The 17,432-nt window shown below is 61.0% G+C and carries 18 protein-coding genes; 11 read left to right on the forward strand and 7 right to left on the reverse strand.

What is annotated here, in order from left to right:
• Positions 1 to 111 precede the first annotated feature (111 nt).
• The 3 genes from EFQ99_RS01435 to EFQ99_RS01445 all read left to right on the forward strand — a co-directional run bounded on the left by EFQ99_RS01435 (position 112) and on the right by EFQ99_RS01445 (position 2,290).
• Positions 112 to 609: a YciI family protein gene (locus EFQ99_RS01435; RefSeq protein ID WP_245441420.1), complete on the forward strand. Its 498-nt coding sequence runs from the start codon at positions 112 to 114 to the stop codon at positions 607 to 609.
• Positions 599 to 1,840, forward strand: a complete 1,242-nt coding sequence (locus tag EFQ99_RS01440) for an RNA polymerase sigma factor (RefSeq protein WP_126918880.1) — start codon at positions 599 to 601, stop codon at positions 1,838 to 1,840. The genes EFQ99_RS01435 and EFQ99_RS01440 overlap by 11 nt, the downstream gene beginning before the upstream one ends.
• Before the next feature lie 78 nt (positions 1,841 to 1,918).
• A complete protein-coding gene (locus EFQ99_RS01445; RefSeq protein ID WP_126918881.1) occupies positions 1,919 to 2,290 on the forward strand; it encodes a VOC family protein in 372 nt (123 codons plus the stop codon).
• Positions 2,291 to 2,403: 113 nt separating this feature from the next.
• Here the strand turns inward: EFQ99_RS01445 and EFQ99_RS01450 are convergent, their stop codons facing one another.
• Complete coding sequence (locus EFQ99_RS01450) at positions 2,404 to 3,000, reverse strand: demethoxyubiquinone hydroxylase family protein (RefSeq protein WP_126918882.1); 597 nt, start codon at positions 2,998 to 3,000, stop codon at positions 2,404 to 2,406.
• Positions 3,001 to 3,144: 144 nt separating this feature from the next.
• Between EFQ99_RS01450 and EFQ99_RS01455 the strand changes: the two genes are divergently transcribed.
• Positions 3,145 to 3,678, forward strand: coding sequence for a ribonuclease H family protein (locus EFQ99_RS01455; RefSeq protein ID WP_126918883.1), 534 nt, complete (start codon positions 3,145 to 3,147; stop codon positions 3,676 to 3,678).
• 101 nt (positions 3,679 to 3,779) lie between these two features.
• Here EFQ99_RS01455 and EFQ99_RS01465 read toward each other — a convergent pair whose 3' ends face one another.
• Together EFQ99_RS01465 and EFQ99_RS01470 are read right to left on the reverse strand one after the other, a co-directional pair.
• Positions 3,780 to 6,092: an NADP-dependent malic enzyme gene (locus EFQ99_RS01465; RefSeq protein WP_126918885.1), complete on the reverse strand. Its 2,313-nt coding sequence runs from the start codon at positions 6,090 to 6,092 to the stop codon at positions 3,780 to 3,782.
• Between the two features lie 160 nt (positions 6,093 to 6,252).
• Complete coding sequence (locus tag EFQ99_RS01470; RefSeq protein ID WP_126918886.1) at positions 6,253 to 6,873, reverse strand: NADPH-dependent F420 reductase; 621 nt, start codon at positions 6,871 to 6,873, stop codon at positions 6,253 to 6,255.
• A gap of 103 nt (positions 6,874 to 6,976) precedes the next feature.
• Here EFQ99_RS01470 and EFQ99_RS01475 point away from each other — a divergent pair, with 103 nt between their 5' ends.
• From EFQ99_RS01475 to EFQ99_RS01485, 3 genes are all read left to right on the forward strand, one after another.
• Positions 6,977 to 7,864, forward strand: a complete 888-nt coding sequence (locus EFQ99_RS01475; RefSeq protein WP_126918887.1) for a LysR family transcriptional regulator — start codon at positions 6,977 to 6,979, stop codon at positions 7,862 to 7,864.
• 184 nt (positions 7,865 to 8,048) lie between these two features.
• Positions 8,049 to 9,488, forward strand: coding sequence for an FAD-binding oxidoreductase (locus tag EFQ99_RS01480; RefSeq protein ID WP_126918888.1), 1,440 nt, complete (start codon positions 8,049 to 8,051; stop codon positions 9,486 to 9,488).
• 253 nt (positions 9,489 to 9,741) lie between these two features.
• A complete protein-coding gene (locus EFQ99_RS01485) occupies positions 9,742 to 10,335 on the forward strand; it encodes a hypothetical protein (protein WP_245441421.1) in 594 nt (197 codons plus the stop codon).
• A 126-nt stretch (positions 10,336 to 10,461) separates the two neighbouring features.
• Here EFQ99_RS01485 and EFQ99_RS01490 read toward each other — a convergent pair whose 3' ends face one another.
• The 3 genes from EFQ99_RS01490 to EFQ99_RS01500 all read right to left on the reverse strand — a co-directional run bounded on the left by EFQ99_RS01490 (position 10,462) and on the right by EFQ99_RS01500 (position 11,912).
• Positions 10,462 to 11,211: a histidine phosphatase family protein gene (locus tag EFQ99_RS01490; protein WP_126918889.1), complete on the reverse strand. Its 750-nt coding sequence runs from the start codon at positions 11,209 to 11,211 to the stop codon at positions 10,462 to 10,464.
• Positions 11,212 to 11,305: 94 nt separating this feature from the next.
• A complete protein-coding gene (locus EFQ99_RS01495) occupies positions 11,306 to 11,509 on the reverse strand; it encodes a hypothetical protein (protein ID WP_126918890.1) in 204 nt (67 codons plus the stop codon).
• Between the two features lie 70 nt (positions 11,510 to 11,579).
• Complete coding sequence (locus EFQ99_RS01500; protein WP_126919571.1) at positions 11,580 to 11,912, reverse strand: hypothetical protein; 333 nt, start codon at positions 11,910 to 11,912, stop codon at positions 11,580 to 11,582.
• Between the two features lie 233 nt (positions 11,913 to 12,145).
• Here EFQ99_RS01500 and EFQ99_RS01505 point away from each other — a divergent pair, with 233 nt between their 5' ends.
• Both EFQ99_RS01505 and EFQ99_RS01510 read left to right on the forward strand, forming a co-directional pair.
• Entirely contained in the window at positions 12,146 to 12,988 is an 843-nt protein-coding gene (locus tag EFQ99_RS01505) for a UDP-2,3-diacylglucosamine diphosphatase (RefSeq protein WP_126918891.1), read from the forward strand.
• A 178-nt stretch (positions 12,989 to 13,166) separates the two neighbouring features.
• Positions 13,167 to 14,384, forward strand: a complete 1,218-nt coding sequence (locus EFQ99_RS01510; RefSeq protein ID WP_126918892.1) for an MFS transporter — start codon at positions 13,167 to 13,169, stop codon at positions 14,382 to 14,384.
• Here EFQ99_RS01510 and dgcA read toward each other — a convergent pair.
• Complete coding sequence (gene dgcA, locus EFQ99_RS01515) at positions 14,336 to 15,319, reverse strand: N-acetyl-D-Glu racemase DgcA (RefSeq protein WP_126918893.1); 984 nt, start codon at positions 15,317 to 15,319, stop codon at positions 14,336 to 14,338. The genes EFQ99_RS01510 and dgcA overlap by 49 nt on opposite strands.
• 102 nt (positions 15,320 to 15,421) lie before the next feature.
• On the opposite strand from dgcA, the gene EFQ99_RS01520 reads away from it, so the two are divergent.
• Both EFQ99_RS01520 and EFQ99_RS01525 read left to right on the forward strand, forming a co-directional pair.
• The gene (locus EFQ99_RS01520; protein WP_208722708.1) at positions 15,422 to 16,591 is read left to right on the forward strand and encodes an MlaE family lipid ABC transporter permease subunit; all 1,170 of its coding nucleotides are present in this window, start codon (positions 15,422 to 15,424) and stop codon (positions 16,589 to 16,591) included.
• Between the two features lies 1 nt (position 16,592).
• Positions 16,593 to 17,432 carry an ABC transporter ATP-binding protein gene (locus tag EFQ99_RS01525; RefSeq protein WP_126918895.1) on the forward strand — a complete coding sequence of 280 codons (840 nt, stop codon included), beginning with the start codon at positions 16,593 to 16,595 and terminating at the stop codon, positions 17,430 to 17,432.

Here is a 17,432-nt window from a genome sequence, read left to right on the forward strand (position 1 = left end):
GGCGGCGTCCATCCGCCGCGCATTGTTTCTTAGCGTGTCTCTCTTAATAAGCTTGGATGAATTTCTAACGTATTTTTGGGATTTTATCCAGCGGATGCGGGCAATCTTACGTTGGGGGAAGTCGACGTTGGCTTTGCGCTGGAAGCGCGACACTGCAGCCATCAACGGCAGTTCCCTTCTTCACCTGAATTGTTATTCTTGCCGCTCGCTGCTGCGGGGAATTGGCTTTCACTGAGGATAAAGCAAATGCGCTACATGCTGATGCTGCATGCGGACGAAGCTGCCGGGAAGGCGATAGCGCCCGAGGACATGGCGCGCTTCATGGGCCAGATGTATGCCTATCAACAAGCGCTGGAGAAAGCGGCAGCATTCGTCGCCAGCAACGCGCTCGTCAGTTCCTCCGAGGCCAGTCTCGTTCGCGTTCAGGGAAATGAGGTCAGCGTTCTGGACGGCCCTTATGCCGATGTTCGCGAACAGTTCGGCGGTTACTTTATCATCAACGTTGCCGATATGGACGAAGCCAACAAATGGGCGGCACGCTGTCCGGCTGCGACCTGGGGAACGGTTGAGGTTCGTCGTATCAGGGATGCGTCGGAATATGCAGGATGACGGTTCAGGTTCAACTGCCCGAGGTGTAGCAGAGCGGGTGGCGCGCGAGAGCTATGGCCGCCTCGTCGCTTATCTCGGTGGGCGCTTGGGTGATCTCGCGTCCGCCGAGGATGCGCTCGCGGCGGCTTTCCTCACGGCTCTCGAAAAATGGCCTGTCGATGGCGTGCCTGACAACCCCGATGCCTGGCTGCTGACCATCGCCCGGAGACGCAAGCTCGACGATTGGCGCAAGGACAAAGTCAAGGCGAGGAGCGCCGATCATCTCGCTCTCATCACCGAGGAACTCTCGGCAGCGGCTGAGATGAATGAGGAAATTGCGGACAGGCGACTGGCGCTCATGTTTGCCTGCGCACATCCTGACATCGATGTCTCGGCGCGAACGCCGCTGATCCTCCAGACCGTGCTGGGCCTGACCGCGGCAGATATCGCCGCGCGGTTTCTCGTCTCTCCGAGGGCCATGGGTCAGAGGCTTGTCAGAGCCAAGGCAAGGATCAGGGATGAGAAAATTCCGTTCCTCGTCCCGGAAAAGGAGGAACTGTCGCAGCGCTTGCCACCGGTACTCACCTCCATCTACGCTGCCTATACGAGCGGGTGGATGGACATCGAGGGGGCGCAAGCGCTTGGACAAGAGGCGATCTGGCTTGCAAGCGTGGTCGTATCCCTGCTTCCGCAGGAGCCGGAGCCGAAGGGTCTTCTCGCGCTGATGCTTTATTCGGAGGCGCGGCGATCCTCCCGAAGGGGTCTTGATGGTGCATTCGTACCGCTGGACAGCCAGGATGTCGGACTTTGGGATCATGAGCTGTTGCGCGCCGCCGAAGGTCTCTTGCGAGAGGCAAACGGAAACGGTCCGACTGGCCGCTACCAGATCGAGGCGGCCATCCAGTCTGCCCATGTCGCGCGCCGTTTGAGCGGCATCTCAAACTGGCACGCCGTTGTTTCCCTCTATGACGTGCTGGGCAGGATTGCTCCGTCGCCCGTCGTGACACTCAATCGGTCCGTGGCGCTCATGCGGATAGGGCAAGCAGACGCGGCTCTTGATGACATACATGCGCTTGCCGGCGATCCGCGGATGGCCGACTACCTGCCCTACTGGACGGGCCGCGCGCAGATTTGCGCCGATCTAGGGAGACATGTCGAGGCGGCGGCAGCCTTCACAGTCGCCATCGGATTGTGCTGGTCGGACGCAGAACGACGCCACCTCGAAGACCAGCGCTCAAGAGTTTTGTGTTGACCGCGAAGTTTTTTCGCGGCGCCTGTCGAAATCGAGAACTCTGGCACGACATCCATTTGCCGAACCAAGGAGAACGACATGACCAACACTTCAATAACTGTCCAGAGCATCTTCGCTTCCGCCACCGTTTCCAACTTTGACAAGGCACTCGTCTGGTACGAGAAGCTCATGGGACGCCCCGCAGATAGCAAACCGATCCCGGGCATGGCTCAATGGCGCAACATGGGCGGCGCCGGTCTGCAGGTCTGGAAGGATGACGAGCGCGCTGGCAACGGAATCATAACGATCGTCGTCCCCGCGCTCGAGGTTGAGCTTGAAAGACTTTCGCGCCTGGGCTTGCAACTCGCCAAGAAAATCGAAGGCGACTTTGGGGCCGTGGCTCAGCTATTCGACGACGAGGGCAACCGGATCAACCTGGCTGAGCCTCCCAAGCGATTTGCGAACAACTGACTTCGCCGTCGCCATCTACAGACGATTAAACCTTCGGCCCAGAGCCATGGCTGCTTTGGGCCAAGCGGAGACCGGTGATGACTGAATGGGCACCAGAAGCGGCCGCCAGACCACTAAGCCCGTCTGGAGCGCGCCATTTCGGCGCGCATCCAGCTTGAGTCTCCCCATGTCGAGAGCCAGATCATCAGGTCGGTGAGTGCGGCAACGACAGGCAGAAGCAGGGCGTGGCCGACGCCGCGTGTTGTCTGGTTTTTCTCGGCTTCCCTGAGATGAGCCAATTCCTCTTCCTGAATTGAGGCAATGAGGCCATGAAGCTCTGGATCACGGGCCTTGAGGAAAGCCAATTGATCTTCCAGGTGACGGTGAACCGTGCTTTCGACCGCCTCGGTGCAGATCCAGACCATGTTGCGCCCGCCGAGGGCCGTCAGGAAACCGAGCAGATAACCGCCGAGGCTCCAGAATGCCATGACACGGCATGGCCTGGCATTCCTGGATGGCATCGCTTCGCGAAACAGGCGGCAATGCTCGATCTCGTCGTCGCGCATTTCGCGAAGAGCGGGCACGATTTCAGGAAACAGCCGACGGGCCATCCAGATCTGCGCCCCATAGATGCGAATTGCTCCGAACTCGCCGGCGTGATTGACCTTGAGAATACGGCGAACGGTTATGGCATGATCGCGCTTGCCGGCACTGCTCAACGGATTGTCCATGACCCACGCTGCCCATCATTGTCCGCCTGCAATAGGCACTGCTGCGGCCGCTGACGTCAATGGTTGACTCAACGGAAGATGCAATTCCAATGTCCGTCTTGAGACGGGCATGCCGTCGCAGATCGCATGTGTGGCAGGGAGACAATGACAGGCATTTCCAACGAGCTACGCTCGCTCGCGACGACGGCCGGAATACCGGAAGCCCAACATGGCCTCCACGTGTTCGTGGACGGTTGTTATGAGCCCGGCTCCGCGCAGGGAGGATGGGCCTTTGTCGCCTACCGCAATGCCGTTGAAATCGCCTCCGGCTTCGGTGGCGTCGAAGATTCCGCCAATAATTCGATGGAATTGACCGCCGTGCTCAAGGCGGCATTATGGATCAATCGCGAAGCGACGGGCGAACCTGCGACGATCTGGTCGGATTCCATATACGCCATCAAAGGTTGCAATGAGCGGCGGCATATCTGGAAGAACAATGGCTGGAAGAAAAGCAGCCCGAACGGGAACGGCCGAAGCCGCACGATCGTCAATGCGGAACTTTGGAAAGCGGTCGATCTTCAGCTGTCCCAGAATCCGCTGGTGACAATTGTCTGGTGCAAGGGCCATTCCGGCATATCAGGCAACGAGCGTGCGGATGCGCTTGCGGATAGGGGACGTCTGTCGTTGCGGGGAGGGTGACTCGGCGTCTTCCTCGGCCTTGCGCCGAGGATCTGCTGCACCCGATGTAGATGCTCGGGACAAGCCCGAGCATGACGAAAGAGGAGTAGGCCTGAGTCCCCTCACGCCGGCTGCGAGGCCTCGACGACTGCCAATGCGGCCATGTTGACGACGCCGCGGGAGGTGACCGAGGGGGCGAGGATGTGGGCGGGCATGGCGGCGCCGAGCAGGATCGGGCCGACATGCAGGCCATCGGTCATCGACTTGACCACGCCGAGCGTGATGTTGGCGGCGTCGAGGTTGGGGAAAACCAGCAGGTTCGCCTCATCGTGCAGCGTGGTGTGCGGCATGACGCGCTTGCGCAGAGCTTCGGTGATGGCGCTCTCGCCGTGCATTTCGCCGTCGACTTCGAGATCGGGGGCGGTCTCGCGCACGAGCTGGAGGGCGTTGCGCATCTTCGTGGCGCTTTCGGATTCGCGTGAGCCGAAGTTCGAATGCGAGACGAGGGCAGCGCGCGGCGTGATGCCGAAGCGGCGGATTTCCTCGGCTGCAAGCACCGTCGACTCGGCAATTTCTTCGGCAGTCGGATTGAAGGTGACGTAGGTGTCGGTGAAGAAAGTGGCGCCACGCTGCGAGATCATCAGGCTGAGCGCGGAGAAATCGCGGACGTCCTTGCGCTTGCCGATGATCTGGCGGACGTCCCGCAGATGCTTCTCGTAGCGGCCTTCGAGGCCACAGATCAGCGCGTCGGCCTCGCCGCGTCGCAGCGCCAGCGCGCCGATGACTGTGGTGTTGGTGCGCACGATGGTACGGGCGGCTTCCGGGATGACGCCGCGCCGGCCGACGAGCGAGAAATAGAGATCGACATATTCGCGGAAGCGCGGATCGTCTTCCGGATTGATGACCTCGAAATCCTGCAGCGGACGGATGCGCAGGCCGTAGCGCTTGAGGCGCGTTTCGATGACCTGGGGACGGCCGATGATGATCGGTTCGGCGATGCCTTCCTCGATCAGAACTTGAGCGGCGCGCAGCACCCGCTCGTCTTCGCCTTCGGAGAAGATGACGCGCTTGCGCTCTGCCGTCTTTGCCGCCGTGAAGATCGGCTTCATGATGAAGCCGGAGCGGAAGACGAAGCGGTTCAACTGGTCGAGATAGGCGTCGAAATCCTGGATCGGACGGCGCGCCACGCCGCTCTGTTCGGCGGCTTTTGCGACGGCCGGCGCGATGCGCAAAATCAGGCGCGGATCGAAGGGCGAGGGGATCAGGTAATCGGGGCCGAAGACCGGCGTCTCGCCGGAATAGGCGCGGGCGGCAACATCGGACGGCTCCTCGCGGGCAAGCGCCGCGATGGCGCGCACGGCCGCCATCTTCATTTCCTCGTTGATCGTCTCGGCGCCGCAATCGAGCGCGCCGCGGAAGATATAGGGGAAGCAGAGGACGTTGTTGACCTGGTTGGCGAAATCGGAACGGCCGGTGCAGATCATCGCATCGGGACGGGCGGCGCGGGCGAGATCCGGCATGATCTCCGGCGTCGGATTGGCGAGCGCCATGATCAGCGGCTTTTCGGCCATCTGCGCCAGCAGCTCCGGCTTCAGGACGCCGGCGGCCGACAGGCCGAGGAAGACGTCGGCGCCGCCGATGTTTTCAGCGAGCGTGCGCGTATCGCTCTTCTGGGCATAGACGGACTTCCACTCGTCCATTAGTTCGACGCGGCCTTCATAGACGAGGCCTTCGAGATCGTGGACCCAGATGTTTTCCCGCTTCGCCCCGAGGGTAACAAGCAGGTTGAGGCAGGCGAGAGCGGCGGCACCGGCGCCGGAGGCGACGATCTTGACGTTCTCGATTTTCTTCCCAGCAAGTTCCAGCCCGTTCAGGATCGCGGCGGCGACGATGATCGCCGTGCCGTGCTGGTCGTCGTGGAAGACCGGGATCTTCATCTTTTCGCGCAGGCGCCGCTCGACCTCGAAACATTCCGGCGCCTTGATGTCTTCCAGGTTGATGCCGCCGAAGGTCGGCTCCAGCGAGGAGACGGTGGAGACCATCTGGTCGACGCTGGCCGCATCAATCTCGATGTCGAAGACGTCGATGCCGGCGAACTTCTTGAAGAGTACGGCCTTGCCCTCCATAACCGGCTTGGAAGCCAGCGGGCCGATGTTGCCGAGGCCGAGCACGGCCGTACCGTTGGAGATGACGGCGACGAGATTGGCGCGCGAGGTATATTCGGCCGCCATCTCCGGATTGTCGCGGATGGCAAGGCAGGGAGCGGCAACGCCCGGCGAATAGGCGAGCGCCAGGTCGCGCTGGTTGCCGAGCGGCTTGGTCGCCTGGATCTCCAGCTTACCGGGGCGGGGATAGCGGTGGAAGAAGAGCGCCTGCTCGTCGAGATCGCCGCCTGGCAGGTTCTTGTCCGTCTTGGATTTATCCTGGTGATCCATTGCCGCCTCCGTGCACGTCTTTTTGGGAGTTCCCTCCATACATCAATCGGATACGGGCGACAGTATGGAAATGGGGGGAAGGAAGAAGTTTTCGATCGAACGGCAAAAACATCCCGGCCTCACGGACGGGATGCTCATCTTGGCTATCGGCGGTAAGCCCTCAGGCGGCGATGTTGACCCAGGCGGGCGCGATGGCGGTTCCCCGGCCGAGGCCGTAGCCGAGGCGGATGTTGAGCATGCCGAGCGGTTCCAGAAGTGTCGCAGCGTCAAGGCCGCCGGACTTTTCGACGGCAAATCCGGAGTCGACGACCAGACGGGAAACCTTTTCCACGGCGTCGTCATCATTTCCGGCGACGAATACCGGCACTTTCGCCGTGGCGTCGCGGGGCGTGTTGAAGAGTTCGGCGAAGATGGTGTTGAAGGCCTTGACGACCTTGGCGCCGGCGGCGGCCTTTTGGATTTTCTCGGCGGCGGAAGTCTCATGGCCGAAGAGCAGGCCGGAGAAATCAGGTTTCAGCGGATTGCTGATATCGACGACGATCTTGCCTGCGAGTGACGGCAAAGCGGCAATTTCAAGCGCGCTCGCATAGGGAACGGCAAGGACGACGATCCCGGCGGCGGCGATCGCCTCGGTAATGGGGGCGCTCTCGACGCCGAGGCTTTCGGCAAGGCTGCATGCAGCCGTATCGTTGCGGCCGGCAATAACGAGATCAGTCTTGCCGGCAAGACGCGCGGCCAGACCCTTGCCCATGTTTCCGATGCCGATAATTGCTGTTTTCATTGTGCTTTCTCCTGTGATCCGAGGGGATAACAAAGAGATACATCCGAGCAATCCATTCGTGAATTGCATTGATTGCGATAACAGAACTGCATAAAAGTATCGAATGCCCGATCTTTTGAACCTGCAGACCCTCATTGCCGCCGCGACATCGGGAAGCTTTGCCGGAGCGGCGAAGCGGCTTGGCATTTCGCCTGCGATGGTTGGCCGGCGCATCCAGGCGCTGGAGCAGGAGTACGGAGTCAAGCTGATCGAACGCACCACGCGCACGCAGCGGTTGACCGAGATCGGGTCTCGCTTCCTCCTCAAGGCAAACAGGATCATCGACGAGCTGGAGGAGCTCAACGACATCTCCCGCCCGGATGCCGAGGCTCTGTCTGGACGCCTGCGTGTCAGCGCCCCGACGACACTGGGGATCAAGCGGCTCGCGCCTGTCATGGCCGAGCTCGCGGAGCGGCATCCGGCACTTTCCGTCGAGCTCAATCTCAGCGACCGCAATGTCGATCTCGTGGCCGAGGGTTACGATCTGGCGATCAGGATCGGCGAATTGAAGCCATCTTCCCTGATTGCGCGCCGGGTCGGCAGCTATCATTTCGTTTGCTGCGCCTCTCCGGCCTATCTAGAACGATTTGCTGCGCCGGAGCGGCCGGAGGATCTTCGCCTCGGCCGCTGCATCCTCAATCTCAATCTCGTTCCGCGCGACGAATGGCCGTTCGAGACGGAGGACGGAGAGAGTTTCACGGTCGAGGCGCGCGGCAACATCGAGATCGACAACGGTGAGGCACTCAGGATGGCCGCGCTCGCCGGCGCAGGCATCATCTACATCCCCGTCGATCTCGTTGCGGAAGACATAGCCGATGGAAGGCTTGTCGAGGTTCTCTCCGGCTGGCGAAAACTGGTGCTGCCGATCCATGCCGTCCATCCATCGCGTCGGTTCGTGCCGGGGCGGATCGGCGCGGTCATCGATGCGATCGCGCGCGGGCTGCGGGGTTAGATATCTGTCGGCTCTCGGCAGGGATTGCCGTCCGCGAACACCAATTTCCGACGTGAAGTCAATGGAATGCCGTTCCTGTCTTGCAGCCGCAGGGAGCTAATCCTTTTCGGAACTTGTTTGGCGGCCCCAGCAAGCGCAAAATGCCGCCGCGACGGTGCGGGGCGCCGGTCGCATGGAGGAAATCATGGACAATTTGAACCTCACAACCCTGCAAAAGGGTCAGACGATGGTCAATGATGCGGCCATGGATGCGTTTGCCGCCGGATTTCGCGGCAGTCTCCTGACCAACAAAGACATGGATTACAACGACGCGCGGGCGATCTGGAATGCGATGATCGATCGCCGGCCTGGCCTGATCGCGCGCTGCGCCGGTGCAGCCGATGTCATGCGCGCCGTGCGTTTTGCGCGCGACAACAATCTGCTCGTTTCGGTGCGCGGCGGCGGCCACGGTATTGCCGGCAATGCGGTCTGCGAAGGCGGCGTCGTCATCGACCTGTCGGCGATGAAATCGGTGCGGGTGGATGCCCAGACGCGCCGCGCGAGGATCGAGCCGGGCGCCACACTTGGCGACGTCGACAAGGAAACGATGGCCTTCGGGCTGGTGCTGCCGACCGGCATCAACTCCACGACCGGCATTGCCGGGCTGACGCTCGGCGGCGGTTTCGGTTGGCTGACCCGCAAATTCGGGCTGACGCTCGACAATCTGCTTTCGGTTGATGTGGTGACGGCCGATGGCGAGTTGGTCAAGGCGAGCGAGACCGAAAAGCCGGATCTCTTCTGGGCGCTGCGCGGCGGCGGCGGCAATTTCGGCGTCGTGACCTCTTTCGAATTCAAGCTCAATCCTCTCAAGGAAGAGGTTTTTGCCGGACTGGTGGTGCATCCTTTCGCTGATGCGGAGAAAGTGCTGAGGGAATATCGGCAGGCGCTGGAAGCCGCCCCCGACGAACTGACCTGCTGGGTGGTGATGCGCCAGGCGCCGCCGTTGCCGTTCCTGCCGGCCGAATGGCACGGCAAGGAGATCGTGGTGCTCGCCATGTGCTATTGCGGAGATATCGCGGCGGGCGAAAAGGCAGCGGCCAGACTGCGCGGGATTGGAAAGCCGATCGCCGACGTCGTCGGCCCAGTGCCGTTCACCGGCTGGCAGCAGGCGTTCGACCCGCTTCTGACGCCCGGTGCGCGCAACTACTGGAAGAGCCAGGATTTCGCCTCGCTTTCCGATGCGGCGATCGACGTGCTGCTTAAGGCAGTGGGCAAATTGCCGGGGCCGGAATGCGAGATCTTCATCGGCCATGTCGGCGGCGCGGCCGGCCGCGTGCCAACCGAAGCCACCGCATTTCCACAGCGCAGCTCGCATTTCGTCATGAACGTGCATGCGCGCTGGCGGGAAACCGGGATGGACGCAAGCTGCATCGGCTGGGCGCGCGAGCTCTTCGAGGCAACCAAGCCGCATGCAGTGGGAACCGCCTATATCAACTTCATGCCGGAGGACGAGACCGATCGGGTCGAAACCGCTTACGGCGCCAATTACCACCGCCTTGCCGAAATCAAGCTGCGCTACGATCCGAACAATCTGTTCCGCATGAACCAGAACGTGAAGCCGATGGCGGCCGTGCGGGCTGCCTAGACGGATCATCCCGCGCTCAGGCGGGATCACTTGGGCGCGGGATGTGGTCGTGGATTCAGAGAGTTGGAACGTTCTTCGTACTTCGTTCTCCGACCAACCAGAGCATTGTGCATGAAAAACAAACAGTTCAGGAGTTTGTCGCTTCTTCCTTAACGTCTTGCGTCCAAATATTTCCGGTTTAGAGCTAAACTAACCACGGCGCCTCGCTGTGATTGGTAAGTTGCGGATCATGGATCATCGCGGGCACATTAAAATGAAGCAGCAATCGGCATTCGTCGCCATTTTCTCAATCTTTTTTGTCGCGGCAAATGTCGTGGCGGCGGACGAAAATAGGGGGTTGAACGATGCGCTTAAAAAGCTTTCGCCGGAGCGAGGGGCTTTCTTTAGATGTGCAACGGCGCTTAGGGTTTTAAATAATATCGATCATCCCGCATGCCGTACAGGCGCCATGGTGATTATCCTCGCCCAAGGCCAAACCCGTCTTCCCAAGATCAAAATCTCTGACAGCGCGGCTGTTCGTTCAATCGTCGAGGACTTCACAAGCGACAAATCTCCTCTTCGGTTTGAACGCCCTGCAAAACCATACATCGATTCGATGGCCGAAGACGTTTCAAGCTCCTTGAAGCGATCTGGGGCTGACTACGATATGATCGATTGCCTCTCACAGCTGGAATACTTTCAGCGGCCAGACACCGCCGCCTGCAATTATGCTTATGCGAAGGTAGAGCTCATTCTTTCCAAAATAGCGGATGTCGTCGGCTGGGGCGTCACGCGGGATGAATTCCCCTATGTGCTGCAACGCAGCCTGGAGGATGCATACCGGGTCGGAGTTGGGCAAGGGCGCTAGTTTTCATCACCTGTTACGCACCCGGCGATGACAATCCTGCCGCCTGTCACCTTTCGGTGAGTAGGATCAATTCCTTAAGCAGAGCCGTGTCGTCGGAGGGTTGCCTTTACGCAACCCGCCAGAGATTTATCCGCCGGCCTTCGGCGTGATCGTCACGTCGGCGCCATAGGCATCGCGCAGTTCGCCTTCCTGTCCCGGCTGCCGGTCGGCTGCCTGATGCAGCAGGATCGACTCATATCCTTGCGACCGTGTCCCCTCGATCAGCGTGATGTCGGCATTTCCAGGATTATCGGAGCGCTCGAACCACTCCACGGGGCGGTGCAGAAAGTTCATTTCGACCGCCCGGTTGGTGACGCCGTGGCCGACGATTGCGACATTATGGTCGCTGCTTTCGGCATCACGCATGACGGTTTGAAGGAACAGGCGCACCCGCTGGGCCACATCCGCCCGGCTTTCGCCATCCGGCGGCCGAGCGTAGAACTTGCCGCTGTTGCTGCGCAGCCTTGCCCATTTTTCGAATTCCTCGGGGAATTTCTGTTTCTGCTCGGCATGGTCGTAGATTTCGGTGAAGAGACCGAAATCCTGCTCGCGCAGCAGATAATCCTCCGTGACATCGCCGACGAAATTTTCAGGCAGGGCTTCGAGCAGTGCATCCTTGCTCTGGCGGGTGCGCAGAAACGGCGAGTACCAGATGTGCAGCTTCTGAAAGCCTGGGCTCGGCAATCCCTTGAGATAGGAGGCGATCGCGCCGCCGGCTTCGGTCGCCTGGCGATAACCCCATTGTGTCAGCGGCACGTTGTGATCGCCGAATTGGCGATAGGCCTGTTCATTGAGATTGCCGAGGGATTCGCCGTGGCGAACGAGAAAGAGACGCATCAGCCATCCCGCTTTGTCGGATATGGAATCGCAGTCATCATGAACGCGCTTGATCCACAGGGCAACCTCGCCAGCGGGGTGGGAGGGGAAGCGCCTAGTCGCCGCTCGCCCCCAATCCGCACGGTCCGTCGATCTTGTTCACGGTCGCATCGATGGATTGAACAGCTTCCATCGTCACAGCAAGCGCCGACATGATCATTGCCATATCCCGATCCTGCGTGGCTGTCATAAGCGCCAAGGCCCTTGTGTGCAGATCCCAGCTGATCGAGTTCAACCGCTCAACGGTGTCTTCGTCCATTTTCATTCTCCCGAGGCTTAAACATCAAAGCGCTCGGGAGGATTCGGTTCCAAATTAACGAAGCGAGAGATCAGCGGCCCTGGAAGATCTTGATGAGCTTTGGCGAGAACCGGTGAGCCTTGATGTCGAGGAAATCTTGATAAGTGACGCGACCGGAGACCATGGCCGACAAATACCGCTGGCAGGCAACCTTCGGAGCGTCCTTATCCGAGACGTTTGTCACGATACCGGCGACACGACGGTCATTGGCATCGAAACCCTTTGAGCAGTCTCTGACAACCTCGTTTCTCGCTCTTGCGCTGCCCTGCAGCAGCGTGACGGCCGCATCGTAATCCTGCTGCGTCGGTACGCAGCCTGCAAGCAGTGCAAGTGAAATCATTATCGTTGCGGTGCGGGCGCGCATCATCAATCCCCCAATTTAGCCTTGATCGGCATCTGCTGTTAATTTGATTCTCGTTATGCGGGAAAGATCTGAACCTAATAAGACGATCGGATCGCCGGTCATTGGTGCCGCAAGCTTCACGGACGGCCGAATCCGGCCATGATTGCCACGCGGAATGAACAGGTTTGCTGGGCTTTTCCCCACCTTGTCATCTTCCTGAAACACGAGTCTGGTTTTGGAAGGCTAGATGAAAGATGGGACATGAGCGGCTGCTCGTGACAGACATGATGGAACCCAAACATTTCCGCACGCTCTTCATTTCCGATGTCCATCTCGGCTCGAAGGCCGCGAAGGCCGACTTCCTTCTGGATTTCCTGCGCTACCACGAAGCCGATACGATCGTGCTCGTCGGCGACATCGTCGACGGCTGGCGCCTGAAGCGCAGCTGGTACTGGCCGCAGGTCTGCAACGACGTCGTCCAGAAGCTGCTGCGCAAGGCGCGCAAGGGCACGCGCGTCGTCTACATTCCCGGCAATCATGACGAATTCCTGCGCGACTTCCCGGGCATGCATTTCGGCGGCATCGAGGTCGTCGAGCGGATGATGCATGACGGCGCCGACGGCAAGAAATACCTGATCCTGCACGGCGACGAATTCGACGTCGTCGTCCGCAATGCCCGGCTGCTCGCCTATCTCGGCGACTGGGCCTACGACACGGCGATCCGCATCAATATCCTGCTTGCGGCCGTCCGCCGCCGCCTCGGCATGCCCTACTGGTCGTTCTCGGCCTGGGCCAAGCTGCAGGTCAAACATGCAGTCAACTTCATTGGCGAATTCGAGCGCGTTGTCGCCGAAGAGGCCCGCAAGAGCGGCGCCGACGGCGTGATCTGCGGCCATATCCACCATGCCGTCATCCAGGACATGGAAGGCATCCGCTACATCAATACCGGCGACTGGGTGGAAAGCTGCACGGCGGTGGCCGAACATGAGGACGGCACATTCGAACTAATCACCTGGCGCGCACTTGCCAGCGCCGTGCCGGCGGTTGCCGCCATCGAAATGCATGACGAGGGCGAACTCGCCCCCCAGGCTGCCTGACTTTGGCCGCTTGATTTCGGCGCCGGCGCATCTGCGGCGGCACTTCAGCAATTTAGCCGTTGCCATCAGGCGACAGGCCCCATTTATTTCTTAAAACGTTTCGGGAAGGCTATTTCTCGCAATAGTCGTCCCTCGGGGTGGCGTGTTAGGCAACACGTAGTTTCCTTCAGGTCCACCCATGATTCCCGCTCAACATTCCCCGGGTGAGGGAGCGCCGCCGCGCTTCCGGCTGCTCAGCGCGCTTTCCTATTGCGCGCCGCTGCTCGTCAACGGCGTCGTCCTGCCGTTCTTCCCCGTCTGGCTCGCAGCCCACAGCTTCAGCGACCACGAGATCGGCATCATCCTTGCGATACCGATGGTGGTGCGCGTGCTTGTGGCGCCTGTCGTGGCGATGATCGCAGACCGCCTGAAGGAGCGCGCCGACGTGCTGCTCTGGTCGGGCGGCCTGTCGCTGCTGACGGCGGTGGCACTCTACTGGACGACGACCTTCTGGCCCGTGACGATCGTCTTTGCGCTGCAGGGCGCCACCTTCGCGCCCTATCTGCCCGTCGTCGAATCGATCGTCATTTCGGGCGTGCGCCGCTGGGGGCTCGATTACGGGTCGATGCGCGTCTGGGGCTCGATTGCCTTCATTGTCTCGACGCTCGTCGGCGGCCAACTGATCAGCCGGTGGGGCGGCGGAATGGTGCTTGCCGTCATGGTGTTCGGCTTTGGCATGACCGTCGTCATGGCGATCTTCTGTCCGCGCATCGGGCCGACGCGGCGGCGCGGCCAGCCGATCGACCTTCCCGCGGCCACCGGCAGCGGCTTGCGCGAGCCCCATTTGCTAATGCTTTTGATCGGTGTCGCCATCCAGCAGTCGAGCCATGCCGTGCTCAACGCTTTTTCCTCGATCTATTGGCATCAGCTCGGCTTTTCCGGCACCGAGGTCGGCCTGCTCTGGAGCGCCGGCGTCGCTTCGGAGGTGACGGTGTTTTTTCTGTCGAAGCGGCTCAACCGGCGCTTCGACGCTTGGACGCTGATTCGCTTCGGCTGCGCAATGAGCGTCTGCCGCTGGATCCTGTTTCCGATGAATGCGGGCTTTGCCGGGTTCTTCCTGCTGCAATGCTTCCATGGCTTCACCTATGCCTTCGTGCATACCGGCGTGCAGCGGCGGATCGTGGCGACGGTGCAGGAGACGCGGGAATCCTCGGCGCAGGGCGCCTATTTCTTCTATGTCGGCATGGCGATGGGGCTGATGACCATCGCGTCGGGCTATCTCTACGCCTGGCTCGGCGTCGTCAGCTATTACGTCATGGCGCTGATTGCGCTTTCCGGTCTCGGCCTCGTCATCTCTGCTTATTACCTTCAGCCCCAGAGGCTGCTTTCCGGCGGAAAAACCAGGGAAGCGGCGTAGCGCAGGCCGGGCTCGCGGTCGCGGGCAAGCAGCAGCGGCCCGTCGAGATCGACGAAATCGGCATTCTGGGCGAGCAGCACGGCCGGCGCCATGGCGAGCGAGGTGCCGACCATGCAGCCGATCATGATGGAAAAACCCAGCCGCTCGGCTTCGGCCTTCATCGCCAATGCTTCCGTCAGCCCGCCCGTCTTGTCGAGCTTGATGTTGATCGCGTCGTAGCGGTCGGCAAGGCTTGCGAGATCGCCGGTGTGGTGGACGCTTTCGTCGGCGCAGACGAGGAGCGGGCGGCGGATCTCGGCAAGCAGTGCATCGCAGCCGGCAGGCAGCGGCTGCTCGACGAGGGCGACACCCGCTTGCGCCGCGATATGGAGGTGACGTTCTAGCACCGCCTCCGGCCAGCCCTCATTGGCGTCGAGTATGATGGCTGCATCGGGCGCAGCAGCGCGGACGGCGCGGATGCGGCTTTCATCGTCGCCGGTTCCGACTTTGACCTTGAGCAGCGCGCGGCCGGCATGTTCGCGCGCCTGGGCGGCCATCACCTCCGGCTCGCCGAGCGAGATGGTGTAGGCTGTCGTGAGCGGCTTCAGATCGGCAAGGCCGAGACGTGCCGCAACGCTTTGACCTGTCATCTTGGCTTCGAGATCCCAGAGCGCGCAATCGACGGCGTTGCGGGCCGCGCCCGGCGGCATCGCCGACAAGAGATCGCCGCGCGAGATGCCGGCTTCGACAAGCGGGCGGGCGGCCTCGATCTGGGCAAAGACGCTCTCCATGGTCTCGCCGTAGCGGCGGTAGGGCACGCATTCGCCAAGCCCCCGCGCCCCGTCTTCGGCGAGCGTGCAGGTGATGACTTCCGCTTCGGTCTTTGCCCCGCGCGAGATGGTGAAGGTTCCGGCAATCGGAAAGGAATTCATCTGGATATCAAGGGTGCGCGGCATTATTGCTGTCCTGCGAGCATGGAAATTGGACGTTGCTTCTGTATATTGACGCGCCGGACGAAGAACGATCGGTTTCGCGATTCGGCAATGTCACTATAAGCCTTGAGAGACAGAAGTATCTTGAACGCCGAGAATCGCAACGCCGCCTCACTTGACGTGGACGACCATGCCGATGGTTCGGGGCAGCATGTGCGTCTTCGCGGCAACTGGCGCAGCGCCTATGTACATTTCGTGCTGCGGGATTTCGAAAAGCTGCTGCATCAGAAGGCCGGCGACCTGACGGTCGACCTCTCCGATATAGCAGACATCGACACCGCCGGCATCTGGCTCCTGTGCCGGCTGAAAAAGGAAGAGGAGGCGGCCGGGCGCACGGTTCGCTTCGTCGGCACCAATCCGCATATCGACGAAATGCTGGAGATGTTTTCCGAGGAACAGGCTAAAGCGGAGCCGGAGCAGAAAGAGAAGGTCTCGCTTGTCGCGCGCATTTTCGCGCCTGTGGGCAAGATGACCTACGACGTCTGGGATAATTTTGCCGCCGCCATGTATATCCTCGGTTCGGCGGTGCGCGGCGCGCAGATGAAGTTTGGCCGCGGCAGTGGCGTTTCGCCGGCTTCGATCGTCAACCAGATCGACCGCATGGGCGTTCGCGCCGTTCCGATCATCCTGCTGATGTCGTTTCTGATCGGAGCGATCATCGCCCAGCAGGGTGCCTTCCAGCTGCGTTATTTCGGGGCGGAGGTCTTCGTCGTCGATCTCGTCGGCATTCTGCAATTGCGCGAAATCGGCGTGCTTCTGACCTCGATCATGATCGCTGGCCGCTCCGGCAGCGCGATCACCGCCGAGATCGGCTCGATGAAGATGCGCGAGGAGATCGACGCGCTGAAAGTGATGGGGTTGAACCCGATCGGCGTGCTGATTTTCCCGCGGCTGGTGGCGCTGACCATCGCGCTGCCGCTTCTGACAGTGCTGGCGAATTTCGCCTCTCTGGCGGGGGCTGCCGCCGTTGCCTGGGGTTACTCCGGCATCACCTTCGCCAACTTCCTGTCGCGCCTGCACGAAGCGGTGACTCTGTCCACGGTCCTGTCGGGCATGATCAAGGCACCGTTCATGGCGCTGGTCATCGGTATCGTCGCCGCCGTCGAAGGGCTGAAGGTCGGCGGCAGTGCGGAATCGCTCGGCCAACACGTGACGGCCGCTGTGGTGAAGGCGATTTTCGTCGTTATCCTGATGGACGGGCTTTTTGCGATGTTCTATGCAGCGATCGACTTCTAGCATGGCGGACGGCGTGAACCAGCAACCGATCGAAAGCGAAGGACAGGGCAGGGATGTCGTGCTTTCGGCGCGCGACGTCACCGTTGCTTTCGGTTCGAAAGTGGTGCTCGACAATCTGAACCTCGATATCTATCGCGGCGAGATCCTCGGATTCGTCGGCGCCTCGGGCACCGGCAAATCGGTGCTGATGCGCACGGTGCTGCGGCTTTTGCCGCGCCGCTCCGGCACGATCAAAATTCTCGGCCAGGATTTCGACGAACTCGACGAACCGCAGCGCAATGCGCTCGACATGCGGCTCGGCGTGCTGTTCCAGCAGGGCGCGCTGTTCTCGTCGCTGACGGTGAAGGAAAACATCCAGGTCCCGATGCGCGAATATCTCGACCTGCCGCGCTCGCTGATGGACGAATTGGCGCATCTGAAGATCCGCATGGTGGGGCTGGCGGCTGACGCCGCCGATAAGTACCCATCCGAACTGTCGGGCGGCATGATCAAGCGCGCAGCCCTTGCCCGCGCGCTGGCACTCGATCCGGAACTCGTCTTCCTGGACGAGCCGACCTCGGGTCTCGATCCCATCGGCGCGGCCGAATTCGATGAACTGATCGCCAACCTGCGCGATAGTCTGGGACTGACCGTGTATATGGTGACGCATGACCTCGACAGCCTGTTTTCAGTCTGCGACCGTATTGCCGTGCTCGGAAAGAAGCGAGTAATGGTGGAAGGCACAATCGACGATATGCTGGCTTATGACGATCCCTGGGTGCAGGCCTACTTCAAGGGCAAGCGGGCGCGGGCGATCGTGCCGCAGGGCGATGGCGCGCAGCACGGCGTGAGCGGGAAGTGA

This window comes from Rhizobium vallis (genome assembly GCF_003985155.1).
GTDB classification, from domain to species: Bacteria; Pseudomonadota; Alphaproteobacteria; order Rhizobiales; family Rhizobiaceae; genus Rhizobium; species Rhizobium vallis.

What these genes read in the sequence shown, in the direction of transcription:
- EFQ99_RS01480 (WP_126918888.1), top strand. Translation starts at nt 8,049, where the DNA reads ATGGACAATTTGAACCTCACAACCCTGCAAAAGGGTCAGACGATGGTC.
- EFQ99_RS01455 (WP_126918883.1), top strand. Translation starts at nt 3,145, where the DNA reads ATGACAGGCATTTCCAACGAGCTACGCTCGCTCGCGACGACGGCCGGA.
- EFQ99_RS01510 (WP_126918892.1), top strand. Translation starts at nt 13,167, where the DNA reads ATGATTCCCGCTCAACATTCCCCGGGTGAGGGAGCGCCGCCGCGCTTC.
- EFQ99_RS01465 (WP_126918885.1), bottom strand. Translation starts at nt 6,092, where the DNA reads ATGGATCACCAGGATAAATCCAAGACGGACAAGAACCTGCCAGGCGGC.
- EFQ99_RS01495 (WP_126918890.1), bottom strand. Translation starts at nt 11,509, where the DNA reads ATGGACGAAGACACCGTTGAGCGGTTGAACTCGATCAGCTGGGATCTG.
- EFQ99_RS01525 (WP_126918895.1), top strand. Translation starts at nt 16,593, where the DNA reads ATGGCGGACGGCGTGAACCAGCAACCGATCGAAAGCGAAGGACAGGGC.
- EFQ99_RS01485 (WP_245441421.1), top strand. Translation starts at nt 9,742, where the DNA reads ATGAAGCAGCAATCGGCATTCGTCGCCATTTTCTCAATCTTTTTTGTC.
- EFQ99_RS01445 (WP_126918881.1), top strand. Translation starts at nt 1,919, where the DNA reads ATGACCAACACTTCAATAACTGTCCAGAGCATCTTCGCTTCCGCCACC.
- EFQ99_RS01440 (WP_126918880.1), top strand. Translation starts at nt 599, where the DNA reads ATGCAGGATGACGGTTCAGGTTCAACTGCCCGAGGTGTAGCAGAGCGG.
- dgcA (WP_126918893.1), bottom strand. Translation starts at nt 15,319, where the DNA reads ATGCCGCGCACCCTTGATATCCAGATGAATTCCTTTCCGATTGCCGGA.
- EFQ99_RS01475 (WP_126918887.1), top strand. Translation starts at nt 6,977, where the DNA reads ATGCCCGATCTTTTGAACCTGCAGACCCTCATTGCCGCCGCGACATCG.
- EFQ99_RS01490 (WP_126918889.1), bottom strand. Translation starts at nt 11,211, where the DNA reads ATGCGTCTCTTTCTCGTTCGCCACGGCGAATCCCTCGGCAATCTCAAT.
- EFQ99_RS01470 (WP_126918886.1), bottom strand. Translation starts at nt 6,873, where the DNA reads ATGAAAACAGCAATTATCGGCATCGGAAACATGGGCAAGGGTCTGGCC.
- EFQ99_RS01505 (WP_126918891.1), top strand. Translation starts at nt 12,146, where the DNA reads ATGGGACATGAGCGGCTGCTCGTGACAGACATGATGGAACCCAAACAT.
- EFQ99_RS01500 (WP_126919571.1), bottom strand. Translation starts at nt 11,912, where the DNA reads ATGCGCGCCCGCACCGCAACGATAATGATTTCACTTGCACTGCTTGCA.
- EFQ99_RS01450 (WP_126918882.1), bottom strand. Translation starts at nt 3,000, where the DNA reads ATGGACAATCCGTTGAGCAGTGCCGGCAAGCGCGATCATGCCATAACC.